Source organism: Pantoea sp. GL120224-02, from assembly GCF_900215395.1.
GTDB classification, from domain to species: domain Bacteria; phylum Pseudomonadota; class Gammaproteobacteria; order Enterobacterales; family Enterobacteriaceae; genus Pantoea; species Pantoea communis.
The window spans coordinates 12,152-26,521 of the sequence record NZ_OBEC01000003.1 but is presented as its reverse complement, the minus strand read 5'-3'; the positions used below and the strand labels follow the sequence as shown (position 1 = coordinate 26,521).

The window sequence follows — 14,370 nt, the reverse complement described above, 5'->3', positions numbered from 1 at the left end:
CAAATCCGGGCTTTTATCCTGCAAACGCAGTGGATTAGCAAAATATCACGATATTTCAGCAAGTAACCATTAGCAATGCGCGTTGCAATCCTGCTATGGCTGTGAATAAATACAAGGTCAATCATCATAAAAATGCCATAAAGGCCAGGTATCAGCCTGAAAAGATCAATGCAATTATGACCGACCTTAAAGATGTTTTAGCCAGGGACATCAGCGCCAAAAGCGAAAGTATGGAAGCGCACCTGATTGCCATCCGCCGTGATATTCACGCGCACCCCGAACTCGGATTTGACACAATTCGTACCGCGCATATCGTCGAGCATGAACTGCTGCGCCTGGGGCTTTCGCCACAAACAGGCGTCGGACAAACCGGCGTGGTGGTGGATATTGTGGGCGAACAGCCCGGCAAAACCATCCTCATCCGCGCCGATATGGACGCGCTGCCGATTCAGGAACAGACCGGTTTACCTTTTAGCAGCACCTACCCCGGTAAAATGCATGCCTGCGGCCACGATATCCACACGGCGACGCTGCTGGGTGTGGCGGCGATTGTTGCGCAATACCGCAGCCAGTTAAAAGGCACGGCGCGGCTGATTTTCCAGCCAGCCGAAGAGACGCCTGAGAGTGGCGCCGAGGCGATGATTGCTGATGGCGTGGCTGAGGGCGTGGATCTGGCGATCACTCTGCATAATAAGCCCGAGCTGGCGGCAGGTGAAATTGCGCTGACGCGCGGTGCCAGTACGGCTTCCAGCGACGAATTTGATGTCGTCGTCCACGGCAAATCCACTCATGCTGCGCGCCCACATATGGGAACCGACCCGATTATTGCGGCGGCGAACCTCATCAGCCAACTGCAAACCATCATTTCACGTGAACTCGATCCGGCGCATTCTGCGGTGTTAACCATTGGCCATATTCATGGTGGCTCGACGCACAACATCATTTCCGATAGCTGCCTGATTCAGGGCACTGTGCGGGCGAAATCACCTGAGTCACGCGCGCACATTGAGCACGCTTTTAAGCGTATCTGTGCCGGTGTGGCGCTTTCGCTGAATACACGCATTGATGTCAACTATCAGCGCGGCGTGCCCCCGTTAATGAATGATGATGCGCTGATCGATGTGCTCGAACCCATTTTGTCGCACCAGTTTGGTAAGCCGATTGTGGCGAAACCAAGTGCCAGTTTTGGCGCGGAGGACTTCTCCCTGTTTACCGAGCGGGCGCCAGGTTGCCAGATTCATATTGGATCCGGTGCGCCGGGACGCGACGATCATCTGCATAATTCGGATTATCAACCCGACGAACGCAGCATTCATGCAGGCACTCAGGCATTAGCCCGTTTAGCCATCGATTTACTCTCCTAAAATAATGAACTCAGAGGTTTTATGATGATGCGTAAAGGGCTGTTTACCGCTTCCGCTGGCCTGTTGCTGCTGGCAACTTCTGCACTGGTGCAGGCAAAAGATTTTGGCACACTGAAATTCGCAACCGAAGCGGCTTATCCTCCGTTCAACCAGTCTACGCCGAGCGGCAAGATTGTTGGCTATGAGCCCGATATGGTGGCGGAACTGGCGAAACGTGCCGGTTTTAAATATGAAATCGTGGCGCAGAAATGGTCCGGCATGATCCCGGGCCTGGTCGATGGCAAATATGATGCTGTCATTGATGCGGTTACCGTGACACCTAAACGTGAAGAAGTGGTGGATTTCACCCATCAGTACACCGTGAGCGTGTCTGGTTTTGTGACCCTGAAAGGTAGCGCTGTAGATACTTTGCCGGGTAACGGTGAAGTCGTTCAGGCGGGTGATGAGGCGGGCATGACGAAAGCCATCGATGCGCTGAAAGCGAAATTCAAAGGTAAAACCATCGCGGTGCAGGTCGCGACTATTCAGGCTGATTTCCTCAACAAATATCTGGCTGACGTTGCCACCATCCGCACCTATCAGGCTGGCCCGGAAACTTTTGCTGACCTGCTTAACGGTCGCGTTGATGCGGTAATGGCGTCACGCACCAACCTTAATGCCTATGTGAAAAAACACACCGATACCGTGAACAGCACCGGTTACGGCTTCTCCGGCGGCGTGTTAGGGCAGGGTTCAGCGATTGCCATTCAGAAGAACAACCCGGAGCTCAAAGCGGCGCTGGATACGGCTTTAGTTTCAATGATCAAAGATGGCACGCTGAAACAGCTATCAGAAAAATGGTTCGGCGAGAACGTCGCGCCTGCGGAGTAATGCTAAGCGCTTATGACTATTGACTGGCAATTGTTAGGTTTTGGTGACGAAGGCTGGGGCGGCGTGTTGCTTGACGCCGCCACGGTGACCGTCACCGTTTCTTTGTGTGCATGGCTGCTGGGCGCAGTGCTCGGCAGCCTACTCTGTTGGATGCAAATTGGTGGTGCGCGCTGGCAACAGCGCCTCGCTAATGGCTATATCACGCTGTTTCGCGGCGTCCCTGAGCTGCTGGTGATCTATTTGTTTTACTTCGGCGGACGTCAGGTGGTCTCCTTCGTCGGGAAAACATTAGGCATGCAGGGGCCGTTTGATGTTAACGGTTTTGTCGCCGGGGCTATCGCCATCGGATTGATCTCTGGTGCTTACCAGAGTGGTGTGTTTCGTGGCGCATTTTACGCCATCCCGAAAGGCACGCTGGAAGCGGCTACGGTGACAGGTATGGGACGACTGATGTTGTTTCGCCGCATGATTGTGCCGCAGGCGTTGCGCACGGCTCTTCCGGGAATGGGCAATCAGTGGCAGTCGGTGATTAAAGAATCGGCTTTGGTTTCCGTGACGGGCTTGGTGGAAACCATGAACCAGATTTCCACCGCATCCAACTCCACGCAAATGCCATTTTTCTTTTACAGCGTCGGCGCGGTGATCTACCTGATCATCACCACCTGTTCCGATTTTGTTTTCCGCTATGTGGAAAAAGTGGCCATGCGCGGGCAACAACGCGCGCGGTTGTAAGGAGCCACGATGGATTTCACGTTCTTACAGCATACGCTTGCCGCGTTGCTACGCGGTTTACCACTGACCCTTAATCTGGCCGTTTTATCACTGCTGGGTGGGGGGATTTTAGCGTTATTGCTCAACCTGTTGCGCCAGAATCGCTATGGTAGCGTCTTTGCCCGCTTTTACGTTTGGCTGTTCCGCGGCACACCCTTGTTAATCCAGATTTTTATGATCTATTACGGATTGGGGAGTTTACCGGCAGTGCGCGAGAGCGTGCTGTGGCCGCTGTTGCGCGATCCCTACTGGTGCGGGTTGATTGCGCTGGTGCTCAACGATGCGGCTTACACCTCGGAGATTCTTCGTGGTGGTCTTAATGCCGTTAGCGTGCAGTCGCTTGAGGCAGCCAAAGTCAGCGGTATGTCGCGCTTCACGACGTTGCGCCGCATCACCTTGCCGCTCGCCGTGCGTCAGGCGTTGCCTGCTTACAGCAATGAAATTATCTCGATGATCAAATCCACTTCACTGGTCAGCACTATCAGCCTGATGGAAATGACCGGTATCGCGGACTCGATTGTGTCAGAGACATTCCGCGCGCTGGAGGTGTTTATCAGTGCGGCGATCATTTATCTGCTGCTGACTGTGCTGGTCAGTAAAGCGGTGGCGCTGCTGGAGCGCCGTTTGTCACCTTATCATGTTGGAGCACGTCAATGAGTAAACCCACTATCGCCCTGAGTCATCTCAGAAAAAGTTATAGCGGGCATGAGGTGCTTCATGACATCAGCCTGACGGCGCAGGATGGCGACGTGATATCACTGATTGGCGCCAGTGGTTCCGGAAAAAGTACGCTATTACGCTGTATTCCGTTTCTTGAAGTGCCGCAAGGCGGGGAAATCGCGGTCGGGGATGAGGTGGTCACCATTGACAATCCCCACGAGAAACTCAGCCGTGAGCAGCAGCGTCGTATCAAACTGATGCGCATGCAACTGGGTTTTGTCTTCCAGAGTTTCAATCTGTGGCCGCACAAAACGGTGCTGCAGAACATTATTGAAGCGCCGGTACATGTGCAGAAACGCAGTCAAAAAGAGGTGATTGAAGAAGCCGAAGCTCTGTTGCATAAAGTCGGGCTGTATGAAAAGCGCAACGCGTGGCCATCGCAGCTGTCAGGTGGGCAGCAGCAGCGTGTGGCGATAGCGCGTGCGTTGGCACAGCAGCCCAAAGCGCTTCTTTTCGATGAGCCCACCTCCGCTCTCGACCCTGAACTGGTGGGCGAAGTGTTACGGGTGATCCGCAGCCTGGCTGAAGAGGGACGCACGATGATCATCGTCACCCACGAAATGGGCTTCGCGCGTGATGTCTCCAACAAAGCGGTGTTTCTGCATCAGGGCAAAATCGAAGAGTCGGGGCCGCCACAGCAAGTGTTTAGCGATCCGCTCTCTGATCGCTGCCGGGCTTTTGTCAGTAGTCACTTGCAGCGTAATAGTTAACCTCCTTTCAAACCCGCTTCGGCGGGTTTTTTCATATCCAAACCCGCCAATAAGTAATTTTTTTGGTTAACAATCACACCCTGAAATACATTAATTTTTAGGATATTTCTTGCGATTTATCTTAACGATTTCAGTTAATAAAACAGTGTATATACCATAAATTTTCAGACCCTTCCTGGGCCTTAACCACGCTCAACTTCAACGACTTACAATAAAAAGCAAGAAATTTCCTATATAAATCAGATCACAAAGATCATCTTACCCTGTTGCTATCCGCATTGAGCCTAAGATATATTCGCGCAGAATCACACAAGGAAAGTGTGCTTAAAGCGTGCTTTCCGCGCTTCACTTACAGGAGTAAATATGAGTAATTCTTATCAAAATGAAATACCCAAAGCGCGCGTTAACATCAAACTCGACGTTCATACAGGCGGCGCTGCACGCAAAATGGAGCTGCCGCTCAAACTGCTGGTGACCGGTGATTTCAGTAATGGTCAGGAAGATCGCGTGCTGAGCGAACGCGAAAAGGTCAACGTCAATAAAAACAACTTCGACAGCGTGCTCGCTGACTTCTCGCCATCAGTACGGCTCACCGTACCGGATACCTTGTCAGCGGATGGCAGTGAACAGGCCATCAATCTGACCTTCAGCAACATCAAAGACTTCGAACCTGAACAGGTCGCTCGTCAGATCCCGCAACTCAAAGCGATGCTCGCGATGCGTAATCTGCTGCGCGATCTCAAATCCAATCTGCTTGATAACGTCACTTTCCGCAAAGAGCTGGAGATCATCCTGAAAGACCCGGCACTGAGTGACGAACTGCGTGCGGAACTTTCTGCGCTTGCCAGCGATAACGGCTGAACCCCTTTTAACGGACTAAATGAGAGACGATGCTGATGTCAGTTCAGAATGAAACCCTGTCTTCCGGTGGCACCACCGTGCTTGAAAACTCTGCAGCGGAAGGTGTGTACGCCTCGCTGTTCGACAAAATTAATCTCCATCCGGTTAGCTCACTGAGTGACCTGAATGTCTGGCAAGACAATCAGGCGATGTCAGATGCCACTGCTGACGAGCGCGTCACGGCGGCGATGCAGGTGTTTCTTCATCGCTTAAAAATCAGCGGTGAGAAAGTCGAAAAACTGGATAAAAACCTTCTGGATCAACACATTGCCGAGCTGGATTATCAGATCAGCCGCCAGTTAGATGCGGTGATGCACCATGACGAATTCCAGAAGGTGGAATCGGTGTGGCGTGGATTGAAATCACTGGTGGATAAAACTGATTTCCGTCAGAACGTGAAGTTGGAAGTGCTTGATGTGTCGAAAGAGGATCTGCGTCAGGACTTCGAAGACGCACCGGAAATTATCCAGAGCGGCCTGTACCTGCAGACTTACGTTGCCGAGTACGACACGCCGGGCGGCGAACCGATTGGCGCGGTGATCTCTGCCTATGAATTCGATGCCTCTGCGCAGGATATCGCGCTGCTGCGTAATATCTCGAAAGTTGCTGCATCGGCCCATATGCCGTTTATCGGTTCTGCAGGGCCGGCATTCTTCCTCAAAGAAACCATGGAAGAAGTGGCTGCCATCAAGGACATCGGCAACTACTTCGATCGTGCGGAATACATCAAGTGGAAATCCTTCCGCGACACCGATGATTCTCGCTATATCGGCCTGACCATGCCGCGTGTGCTGGGCCGTTTGCCGTACGGACCAGATACTGTGCCGGTGCGCAGTTTTAACTATGTTGAAGAGGTGAAAGGGCCGGACCACGATAAGTATCTCTGGACCAATTCGTCTTTCGCTTTCGCCGCCAACATGGTGAAAAGCTTTATCAACAACGGCTGGTGCGTGCAGATTCGTGGCCCACAGGCGGGTGGTGCGGTGCAGGATCTGCCGATTCACCTCTATGACCTCGGCACCGGCAATCAGGTAAAAATCCCTTCTGAAGTGATGATCCCTGAAACCCGCGAGTTTGAATTTGCGAACCTCGGTTTTATCCCGCTTTCGTACTACAAGAACCGTGATTACGCCTGCTTCTTCTCCGCAAACTCCGCGCAAAAACCGGCGCTGTATGACACCGCAGATGCCACCGCCAACAGTCGCATCAATGCGCGCCTGCCTTACATCTTCCTGCTATCACGCATCGCGCATTATCTGAAGCTGATTCAGCGCGAAAACATCGGCACCACCAAAGATCGCCGCTTGCTGGAACTGGAGCTGAATACCTGGGTGCGTGGATTGGTGACTGAAATGACCGATCCGGGTGATGAGTTGCAGGCTTCACATCCGCTGCGCGATGCCAAAGTGATTGTGGAAGATATCGAAGATAACCCGGGCTTCTTCCGCGTGAAACTCTTCGCAGTGCCGCATTTCCAGGTGGAAGGCATGGACGTCAATCTGTCGCTGGTATCTCAGATGCCAAAAGCGAAAGCGTAAGGCGGCTATCCGGAATGAAAATTTACCGTCCGTTATGGGAAGACGGCGCGTTTCTGACGCCGCAACAGTTCCAGCAGCAGGCTATGTGGGACGCGCATGTGGCAGGTACTGTCGCTGGCATGACGCTGGCACACCCCTGGGGCGTTCTATGTGCGGAGTTCGATGATAGCGCGCTGGCGCTGTCAAAACTGAATGCAACGCACATTGCCGTCCGCTTTGCGGATGGCTCACTGGTCGATACCCATCTGGCTGACACACTGCCACCGGTGTGTGAGCTGACTGATGTGATGGATCGGGACAGCGTAGAGGTGGTACTGGCGCTGCCGCTGATCAATGCCAACGGCGGTAATCTGGAGAACGGGGCGGACAGCGAACGTCCGCGCCGCTGGGTCGCCACCCGGGAGCGCGTGCAGGAGCTGGCCGGTCACGAGCGTACCGAGATTGCGGTACAGCGTTATGCGCTGCGCCTGCGGCTGGCGCATCAGGAAAACGTGTCGTACCTGACTTGTCCGGTTGCCCGTCTGGTGCGCAACGCTCAGGGGCAGTGGATGCGCGACACCACGTTTATTCCCCCCATGTTGTCACTGGCTGCGAGCCCGGGGCTGGTCGCGGCGCTGGGTGACCTGCTTCATCGCCTGCAGGCACGCCGTCAACGTCTGATGCAACTGCGCCGCGAAAGTAACGAACGCATGGCGGATTTTGCCGTGTCCGACGTTTCCCTGTTCTGGCTGCTCAATGCGCTGAACAGCGCTGAGCCGGTGCTGACTGAGCTGTACCAGTCACCGTCGCGCCATCCTGAACTGCTTTATCGTGAGCTGGTGCGCCTTGCGGGGAGTCTGCTGACGTTTTCCCTCGAGAACGCGCCGGACGATATCCCAGCCTACCGACACAACGCGCCAGAGCAGGTTTTCCCGCCGCTGTTCACGCTGCTGGATACGCTGCTGGAGGCAAGCCTGCCTTCCCGCGTGATCGCCATCGACCTGGAAAAACAGGGGGTGCTGTGGAAGGGCAGGCTGCACGATGCGCGCCTGCGCGAAGGGGCGGATTTCTATCTGTCCGTGCGCTCTTCGCTGCCAAATCATGAACTTCAGGCGCGTTTCCCGCTGCTGTGCAAGGCAGGCAGCCAGGACGATGTGTCAGAGGTAGTGAATATCGCGCTGAGCGGTATGGTCATCCGCCCGCTGCCGCATGTCCCGGCGGCCATCCCGTTACGCCTGGAAAATCAGTATTTCGCGCTGGATCTCTCAACGGACGCGGCCCGGGCAATGCTGTCCTCCGGTGGCTGTACCTTCTACACGCCGGAATCGCTCGGTGAGCTGAAACTGGAACTCTACGCGGTGCTGCGCTCATGAATAATCCCAACAAACTGACAGAGCGTCTTTTTTTTCAGGGCTGGCTGATGGTCAGCCAGCTGCGCTGCGGACAGCAAATTGAAAACGGCGACGCGCTATACCGACGCGCGGCGGGCTGGGTGAAATCAGCCCGCGAGGCGCTGACTGAGGCCGGGTTCAGCGAGGCCAGCCGTGACCACATGCTTTATGCCTTCTGCGTGCTGCTGGATGAGGCAGTGCTAAACAGAGGGAGTCAGGACGATGGCTGGCTGCGCTGGACCCGTGATCCGTTGCAGGTGCGCTTTTTTGGTTCACTGAACGGCGGTGAAGCGCTCTGGGATCGTATCCGCACCGTGCTGAACGAACCCGCAGCGGACATTACGGTGCTGACCTGCTTTTACCGCACCCTGCAGCTGGGGTTCGTCGGGCATTACCGTGCGCAGGATGACGAACGTCGTGAAGACGTGGTGAGTGCGCTGGCTGCCCGCGTGCCGCCTTTTGCGCTGCCGGAAGATGCGCCGCTGGTGGTACGCCCCGCAGGTCTGCGCAGCGGACGCCGCTTTTACTGGCTGAGCTGGGCGATGGCCGTCGTGCTGCTTGGCGGGCTCTGGTTCGTGCTGGAGTCAAGGCTGGCAGAGATGGTGTCGCGCATGGCAGGTGCACAGTAATGGTCCGACCCGATTCACGTCAGGGCCTGACGCTGCTGGCAGCCGTGCTCGCTATCCTGCTGGTAGTGGGCTTTTCGGGACTGAAGCCGTTGAACACGGTGGCGCTCTGTGTGCTGGTGCTGCTAGTGGCCGGTTTTCTTCTGTGGCATTTGCAGCGTAATGCCACTGATCACCAACCGGACATTGATGCCAGCCTGCCGCCGGAAACCTATTGCGGGCCGGTAATTCTGGTTATCGGGGATACGGCACCGTTGTTTGGTGATCTGACACACCGGGAGACCCGGCTGGGGTGGTATCTGAACGTGCGCAAGCCTGGCGAACTGCCCGCGCTGGCGGAGCGGCTGGCACAGCAGTATTCGGCGCTGCTACCTCAGCTTTCAGTGATGCTGGCGATCATCCCCGGGCAGCACACCTCCGCTGACATATTGACACAGCAGCAGAGTGGATGGCTGCGGGCCTATTCACAGTGCCGGGTTGTGCTGAAAGGGTTGCCGCCATTGTGGGCCGTGATATGGGGCTCGTCAGTGGATGAGCGCACGCACTGGTTCAGCTATACGCCAGAACAATTACAGTTTCATCCTGAAAATGACGCCCGCCTTTCGCTGGCGGAGTGGATCACCCGGGATCCCCTGCATTTTCATCACGCACTCAGACTGCAAAGCCTGATGCAATGGTATGCGGGGCAGTTCGCGGCTTCGCGCACCGCGAGCCCCTGCCAGATCGGCGTTTGCCTGACACCAGTGCCGTCGCTGTCGGGCAACCTGTGGCAGCAGCATACCGTCGGGCTGACCACACTGTCGCCTGAAAACTATGCGTCTCCGCCTTCACTGCCGCTGCCGGATGTGCTGCTGTCCGGTATGCCGCAGCGGCAGGGTATCAGCCGCTCGCTGCGAACGGCGCGCAGGGTCGGAATGATGCTGGGCCTGTTTCTGGCGCTGGCCATGCTTGCTTCCTTTATTCATAACCAGCGCCTTGTGCGCAGCGTGGCCGATCACCTTGCGCTGTGGCACAGCCTGCCGGAGGGGGCTGTTGCAGCGAAAACACTTGCGCGCGATGTGCTTATCCATGACCGCACGCAGCTGGATGCCTGGCAGCGCAGCGGTGAACCACTGCGATATGGCGTGGGACTTTATCAGGGCCTGCGGCTCATTGCGCCGGCAAACGCAGCCATCCATCGCTGGGCACCGCCCCCCGCGCCAGCACCCGTGATTCAGCAGGTAGTGGAGGGACCGCAGACGGTGCTGCTTGACAGCTTGTCGCTGTTTGAATCGGGCAAAGCGGCGCTGAGGGCGGGGTCCGACAAAGTACTCATCAATGCACTGGTGGGCATCAAGGCACGACCCGGCTGGCTGATTGTCGTCGCTGGCCATACCGACAGCACCGGCAATCCCCGGCTCAACCAGGCGCTTTCACTACAGCGCGCCGGAGCGGTGCGCGACTGGATGCGTGACACCGGCGATGTGCCGGAGAGCTGCTTCGCGGTACAGGGCTACGGTCAGGATCGTCCGGTTGCAACAAACGAGTCGGCGGAGGGGCGTGCGCTCAACCGCCGGGTCGAAATCAGTCTGGTGCCACAGGCGGACGCCTGCCGCGTGCCGGACGCACACACCCGGTCATCACAGGATGATGGCCATTCTCAGTCTGAAAAGGAGTAACAACATGGCAATTCCAGTTTATCTGTGGCTGAAGGACGACGGCGGCGCGGACATCAAGGGTTCAGTAGACGTGCAGGACCGCGAGGGCAGCATTGAGGTGGTGGCACAGGAGCATAACCTGTACATCCCGACCGACAACAACACCGGCAAGCTGACCGGCACCCGCATTCACACGCCGTTCCTGTTCACCAAGGAAATCGACTCGTCGAGCCCGTACCTCTACAAGGCCGTGACTACCGGTCAGACCTTAAAGTCGGCGGAGTTCAAGTGGTATCGCATCAGCGATGCAGGACAGGAAGTCGAGTACTTCAACACCAGGCTTGAGAACGTGAAGGTGGTGAAGGTGAATCCTGTCATGCACGACATTAAAGATCCTTCCAAAGAGAAGCACAACCATCTGGAGATGATTGAGCTGCGCTACGAAAAAATCACCTGGACCTACAAGGACGGCAACATCATTCATTCCGATTCCTGGAACGAACGCGCCACCGCGTAAGTCCGTGCGGACGGTTCGCCGTCCGCTTTTTCAGGCGTGCGCCTGCGCGCGGGTGCACGCCTGAAAAACACACAGATGTGCAGATACTACAGACCTTATGGGCCTCGGTTTACGGCCAGGGGCGGTAGCGTGCCAGCAACGGAGAGAATACCAATGGAACACCAGTCTGCAGCGCTGCTGCGCCGTCTTAACCCCTTCTGCGCCCGCGCGCTGGAGGCCGCCGCCTCACTGTGCCAGACCCGCGTGCACGCGGAAATCTTCCCCGAGCACTGGCTGCTGAAGCTGCTGGAGCAGGGTGAGGGCGATATCACAGTCATGGCCAGGCGCTATGAGTGGGACATGGACGGCGTCTGGCAGGGGCTGCTGAGCTTTCTGGATGGTCAGCCTCGCCTGGTGCGCAGCCGCCCGGATCTTTCGGCTCGCCTGCACCACCTGCTGAAGGAGGCCTGGCTGGCGGCCTCGGTGGACGGTGAGGAGCGCATCCGTAGCGTACACCTGCTGACAGCCATCATTGGCAACCACTCGCTGACTCGCTGTGACGCACTCTGGCCAATCCTCACGCTGAGCCCGCGCCAGATGACGGCGCTGCGCCCGCTGCTGGACGAGCAGTCGGACGAACGCCCGGACGCGCTGCAGCCGAACGAACCTCTGGGGAGCCTGAACGCAGAGGAGGGCGAGCCACCTGCGCTGGCGGGCGCTGCGCCTGCTACCACCGCTGAGGCGCTGTCCCGCTTCACCCGCGACGTTACCGCCGACGCGCGGGGCGGGAAGATTGACCCGGTGTATGGGCGCGATAATGAAATCCGCCAGATGGTGGACATCCTCTCGCGTCGCCGCAAGAACAACCCGATTCTGGTGGGCGAACCAGGCGTGGGCAAAACCGCGCTGGTCGAGGGGCTGGCGCTGCGCATTGCGGAAGGCAACGTGCCAGCCAGCCTGAGCACGGTCAGCGTGCGCACCCTGGAGCTTGGCATGTTGCAGGCGGGCGCGGGCGTGAAGGGTGAGTTTGAGCAGCGCCTGAAGAAAATTATTACGGAGGTGCAGCAGGCTGAGCAGCCGGTGCTGCTGTTCATCGACGAGGCGCACACTATCATCGGTGCGGGCAATCAGGCAGGCGGCGCGGATGCAGCTAACCTGCTGAAGCCCGTACTGGCGCGCGGTGAACTGCGCACCATCGCCGCCACGACCTGGAGCGAGTACAAGCAGTACTTCGAGAAGGATGCCGCACTTGAGCGCCGTTTCCAGATGGTGAAAGTCGATGAGCCGGACGACGAGACCGCCTGCCTGATGCTGCGTGGCCTGAAGTCTCGCTACGCGCAGCACCACGGCGTGCACATCACCGATGAAGCCGTGCGCGCCGCCGTGACGCTGTCCCGTCGCTACCTGACCGGACGCCAGCTGCCGGACAAGGCGGTAGACCTGCTCGACACCGCGAGCGCGCGCGTTCGCATGAGCCAGGACACGGTGCCGGAAGCAATCACGCAGCTGCGTGCCCGCACCGATGCTCTGAATATTGAGAAGCACGCCATCCTGGATGATGAAGCGCTGGGCGGCACCGTTCAGGAGGCGCGCATGCATGACATTCTGAAAGAACTGGCCAGCGCTGATGAACGTCTCGAACAGCTGGAGCTGAGCTGGGTGGCCGAGCGCGAGCTGACGGAAACGCTGCTGCTCAGCCGGCAGGATGCTTCTCAGCAGGCGCGCCGCGCTGAACTTCAGTCTGCCCTGCACGCGCTGCAGCAGGGCGAGCCGCTGATGACGCTGGACGTGGACGCGCGCACGGTGGCGGGGGTTATTGCCGACTGGACCGGCGTGCCGCTCTCCTCATTGATGAAGGACGAGCAGACGGAACTGCTGACGCTGGAGAAGGCGCTGGAAGCGCGTGTGGTCGGCCAGCCGGTGGCGCTGAACGCCATTGCACAGCGCCTGCGAGCGTCGAAAACCGGCCTGACTGCGGAAAACGGGCCACAGGGTGTGTTCCTGCTGGTGGGCACCAGCGGTACGGGTAAAACGGAAACCGCGCTGGCACTGGCCGACACTCTGTACGGCGGCGAGAAATCGCTGATTACCATCAACCTCTCTGAGTATCAGGAGGCGCATACCGTGAGCCAGCTGAAGGGATCGCCGCCGGGATACGTGGGCTACGGGCAGGGCGGCGTGCTGACCGAAGCGGTGCGTAAACGCCCGTACAGCGTGGTACTGCTTGACGAGGTGGAGAAGGCGCACCGCGACGTGATTAACCTGTTTTATCAGGTTTTTGACCGGGGCCTCATGCGCGACGGCGAGGGGCGGGAGATTGACTTCCGCAACACCGTTATCCTGATGACCTCTAACCTCGGCAGCGACGCGTTGATGCAGAAACTGGACGAACAGCCGGACGCCAGTGAAGCTGACCTGCAGGAACTGCTGCGCCCGGTTATCCGCGACCATTTCCAGCCCGCACTCCTGGCGCGCTTCCAGACGGTGATTTACCGCCCACTGGCTGCTGAGGCGATGCGCACCATCGTCGAAATGAAGCTCGGCCAGGTCAGCCAGCGGCTACAACGCCACTACGGTCTGCGCACGGAGATTTCGGACGCGCTGTACGATGCTCTGACCGTCGCATGCCTGCTGCCAGACACTGGCGCACGCAACGTCGATAACCTGCTCAACCAGCAGATTCTACCGGTGCTGAGTCAGCAGCTTTTGCAGTCTCAGGCCAGCGGGCAGTTGCCTGGCACTCTCAGCCTGGACTGGAACGATGAGGACGGTGTGCTGATGACATTTGAGAATCTCATTCATGAACAAAACTGAAAGAGATGCGGCAGCCAAAGAAGGTAGCCTGCGGCTGATGAGTAAAGGGGAAATCGTGCTTGCCAGGACGGTGTTCCGGGACAAAATTGATTATCACAAGGTATGGATCCATAAAGACAGCTATCTCCCGTTTGGTTTGCAAAATGAAGCTGTTGCCATGACGCCAACGGGAGAAATATATTACCGTCCGCCACTTTACCGGAACGATTTTGCTGACCTGGCTCAGAGCGACCTTGCGGACAGACATACTTTTATACACGAGCTCAGCCATATATGGCAGCGCCAAAAGGGAATGTGCGTAATATGCAGGGGGCTCATAAGCTGGCTGGCGAGCTATCGCTATGAACTGGATGGACGGCTACTGAGTGAGTATCAGATGGAGCAACAGGCACAAATTATTGCAGATAATTTTCTACTGGCGAGTGAGGGGTATAATACATTTCTGGAGTATCGGCGTCGAAGTTATGTCACGCTGGACGGCAACCTGGATGAGTCTCTTATTTCGCAGAAATATAAACATGCGTTGAGAGGATTCCCTTGGTGAATATACCTCA

The 14,370-nt window shown here is 57.0% G+C and carries 13 protein-coding genes; all 13 read left to right on the top strand.

All coding sequences use genetic code 11. The features are described 5' to 3' along the window. Positions 1–176 precede the first annotated feature (176 nt). The 13 genes from CRO33_RS07170 to CRO33_RS07110 all read left to right on the top strand — a co-directional run bounded on the left by CRO33_RS07170 (position 177) and on the right by CRO33_RS07110 (position 14,360). Entirely contained in the window at positions 177–1,364 is a 1,188-nt protein-coding gene (locus CRO33_RS07170) for a M20 metallopeptidase family protein (RefSeq protein WP_097117925.1), read from the top strand. Between the two features lie 21 nt (positions 1,365–1,385). Continuing rightward, positions 1,386–2,234: a transporter substrate-binding domain-containing protein gene (locus tag CRO33_RS07165; RefSeq protein WP_230599012.1), complete on the top strand. Its 849-nt coding sequence runs from the start codon at positions 1,386–1,388 to the stop codon at positions 2,232–2,234. A 12-nt stretch (positions 2,235–2,246) separates the two neighbouring features. Then, positions 2,247–2,966: an ABC transporter permease gene (locus CRO33_RS07160; protein ID WP_097117609.1), complete on the top strand. Its 720-nt coding sequence runs from the start codon at positions 2,247–2,249 to the stop codon at positions 2,964–2,966. Between the two features lie 9 nt (positions 2,967–2,975). Then, complete coding sequence (locus tag CRO33_RS07155; protein ID WP_045816765.1) at positions 2,976–3,662, top strand: ABC transporter permease; 687 nt, start codon at positions 2,976–2,978, stop codon at positions 3,660–3,662. After that, a complete protein-coding gene (locus tag CRO33_RS07150) occupies positions 3,659–4,435 on the top strand; it encodes an ABC transporter ATP-binding protein (RefSeq protein ID WP_034822286.1) in 777 nt (258 codons plus the stop codon). The genes CRO33_RS07155 and CRO33_RS07150 overlap by 4 nt, the downstream gene beginning before the upstream one ends. Positions 4,436–4,798: 363 nt before the next feature. After that, positions 4,799–5,296, top strand: a complete 498-nt coding sequence (tssB, locus tag CRO33_RS07145) for a type VI secretion system contractile sheath small subunit (RefSeq protein ID WP_045831911.1) — start codon at positions 4,799–4,801, stop codon at positions 5,294–5,296. 29 nt (positions 5,297–5,325) lie between these two features. Further along, positions 5,326–6,873: a type VI secretion system contractile sheath large subunit gene (gene tssC / locus CRO33_RS07140; RefSeq protein ID WP_097117608.1), complete on the top strand. Its 1,548-nt coding sequence runs from the start codon at positions 5,326–5,328 to the stop codon at positions 6,871–6,873. 14 nt (positions 6,874–6,887) lie between these two features. Continuing rightward, positions 6,888–8,225: a type VI secretion system baseplate subunit TssK gene (gene tssK / locus CRO33_RS07135; RefSeq protein ID WP_097117607.1), complete on the top strand. Its 1,338-nt coding sequence runs from the start codon at positions 6,888–6,890 to the stop codon at positions 8,223–8,225. Then, entirely contained in the window at positions 8,222–8,872 is a 651-nt protein-coding gene (gene tssL, locus CRO33_RS07130; protein WP_097117606.1) for a type VI secretion system protein TssL, short form, read from the top strand. Before tssK ends, tssL begins: the two co-directional genes overlap by 4 nt. Next, positions 8,872–10,527, top strand: coding sequence for an OmpA family protein (locus tag CRO33_RS07125; protein ID WP_176505740.1), 1,656 nt, complete (start codon positions 8,872–8,874; stop codon positions 10,525–10,527). The genes tssL and CRO33_RS07125 overlap by 1 nt, the downstream gene beginning before the upstream one ends. Before the next feature lie 4 nt (positions 10,528–10,531). Continuing rightward, entirely contained in the window at positions 10,532–11,023 is a 492-nt protein-coding gene (gene hcp, locus CRO33_RS07120) for a type VI secretion system effector Hcp (RefSeq protein ID WP_058960474.1), read from the top strand. A 153-nt stretch (positions 11,024–11,176) separates the two neighbouring features. Continuing rightward, positions 11,177–13,816 carry a type VI secretion system ATPase TssH gene (gene tssH, locus CRO33_RS07115; RefSeq protein WP_097117605.1) on the top strand — a complete coding sequence of 880 codons (2,640 nt, stop codon included), beginning with the start codon at positions 11,177–11,179 and terminating at the stop codon, positions 13,814–13,816. Then, the gene (locus CRO33_RS07110) at positions 13,803–14,360 is read left to right on the top strand and encodes an ImmA/IrrE family metallo-endopeptidase (RefSeq protein ID WP_097117604.1); all 558 of its coding nucleotides are present in this window, start codon (positions 13,803–13,805) and stop codon (positions 14,358–14,360) included. The genes tssH and CRO33_RS07110 overlap by 14 nt, the downstream gene beginning before the upstream one ends. Positions 14,361–14,370 lie beyond the last annotated feature (10 nt).

What these genes read in the sequence shown, in the direction of transcription:
- CRO33_RS07160 (WP_097117609.1), top strand. Translation starts at nt 2,247, where the DNA reads ATGACTATTGACTGGCAATTGTTAGGTTTTGGTGACGAAGGCTGGGGC.
- CRO33_RS07155 (WP_045816765.1), top strand. Translation starts at nt 2,976, where the DNA reads ATGGATTTCACGTTCTTACAGCATACGCTTGCCGCGTTGCTACGCGGT.
- CRO33_RS07165 (WP_230599012.1), top strand. Translation starts at nt 1,386, where the DNA reads ATGATGATGCGTAAAGGGCTGTTTACCGCTTCCGCTGGCCTGTTGCTG.
- tssC (WP_097117608.1), top strand. Translation starts at nt 5,326, where the DNA reads ATGCTGATGTCAGTTCAGAATGAAACCCTGTCTTCCGGTGGCACCACC.
- hcp (WP_058960474.1), top strand. Translation starts at nt 10,532, where the DNA reads ATGGCAATTCCAGTTTATCTGTGGCTGAAGGACGACGGCGGCGCGGAC.
- CRO33_RS07150 (WP_034822286.1), top strand. Translation starts at nt 3,659, where the DNA reads ATGAGTAAACCCACTATCGCCCTGAGTCATCTCAGAAAAAGTTATAGC.
- tssH (WP_097117605.1), top strand. Translation starts at nt 11,177, where the DNA reads ATGGAACACCAGTCTGCAGCGCTGCTGCGCCGTCTTAACCCCTTCTGC.
- CRO33_RS07110 (WP_097117604.1), top strand. Translation starts at nt 13,803, where the DNA reads ATGAACAAAACTGAAAGAGATGCGGCAGCCAAAGAAGGTAGCCTGCGG.
- tssL (WP_097117606.1), top strand. Translation starts at nt 8,222, where the DNA reads ATGAATAATCCCAACAAACTGACAGAGCGTCTTTTTTTTCAGGGCTGG.
- CRO33_RS07170 (WP_097117925.1), top strand. Translation starts at nt 177, where the DNA reads ATGACCGACCTTAAAGATGTTTTAGCCAGGGACATCAGCGCCAAAAGC.
- CRO33_RS07125 (WP_176505740.1), top strand. Translation starts at nt 8,872, where the DNA reads ATGGTCCGACCCGATTCACGTCAGGGCCTGACGCTGCTGGCAGCCGTG.
- tssK (WP_097117607.1), top strand. Translation starts at nt 6,888, where the DNA reads ATGAAAATTTACCGTCCGTTATGGGAAGACGGCGCGTTTCTGACGCCG.
- tssB (WP_045831911.1), top strand. Translation starts at nt 4,799, where the DNA reads ATGAGTAATTCTTATCAAAATGAAATACCCAAAGCGCGCGTTAACATC.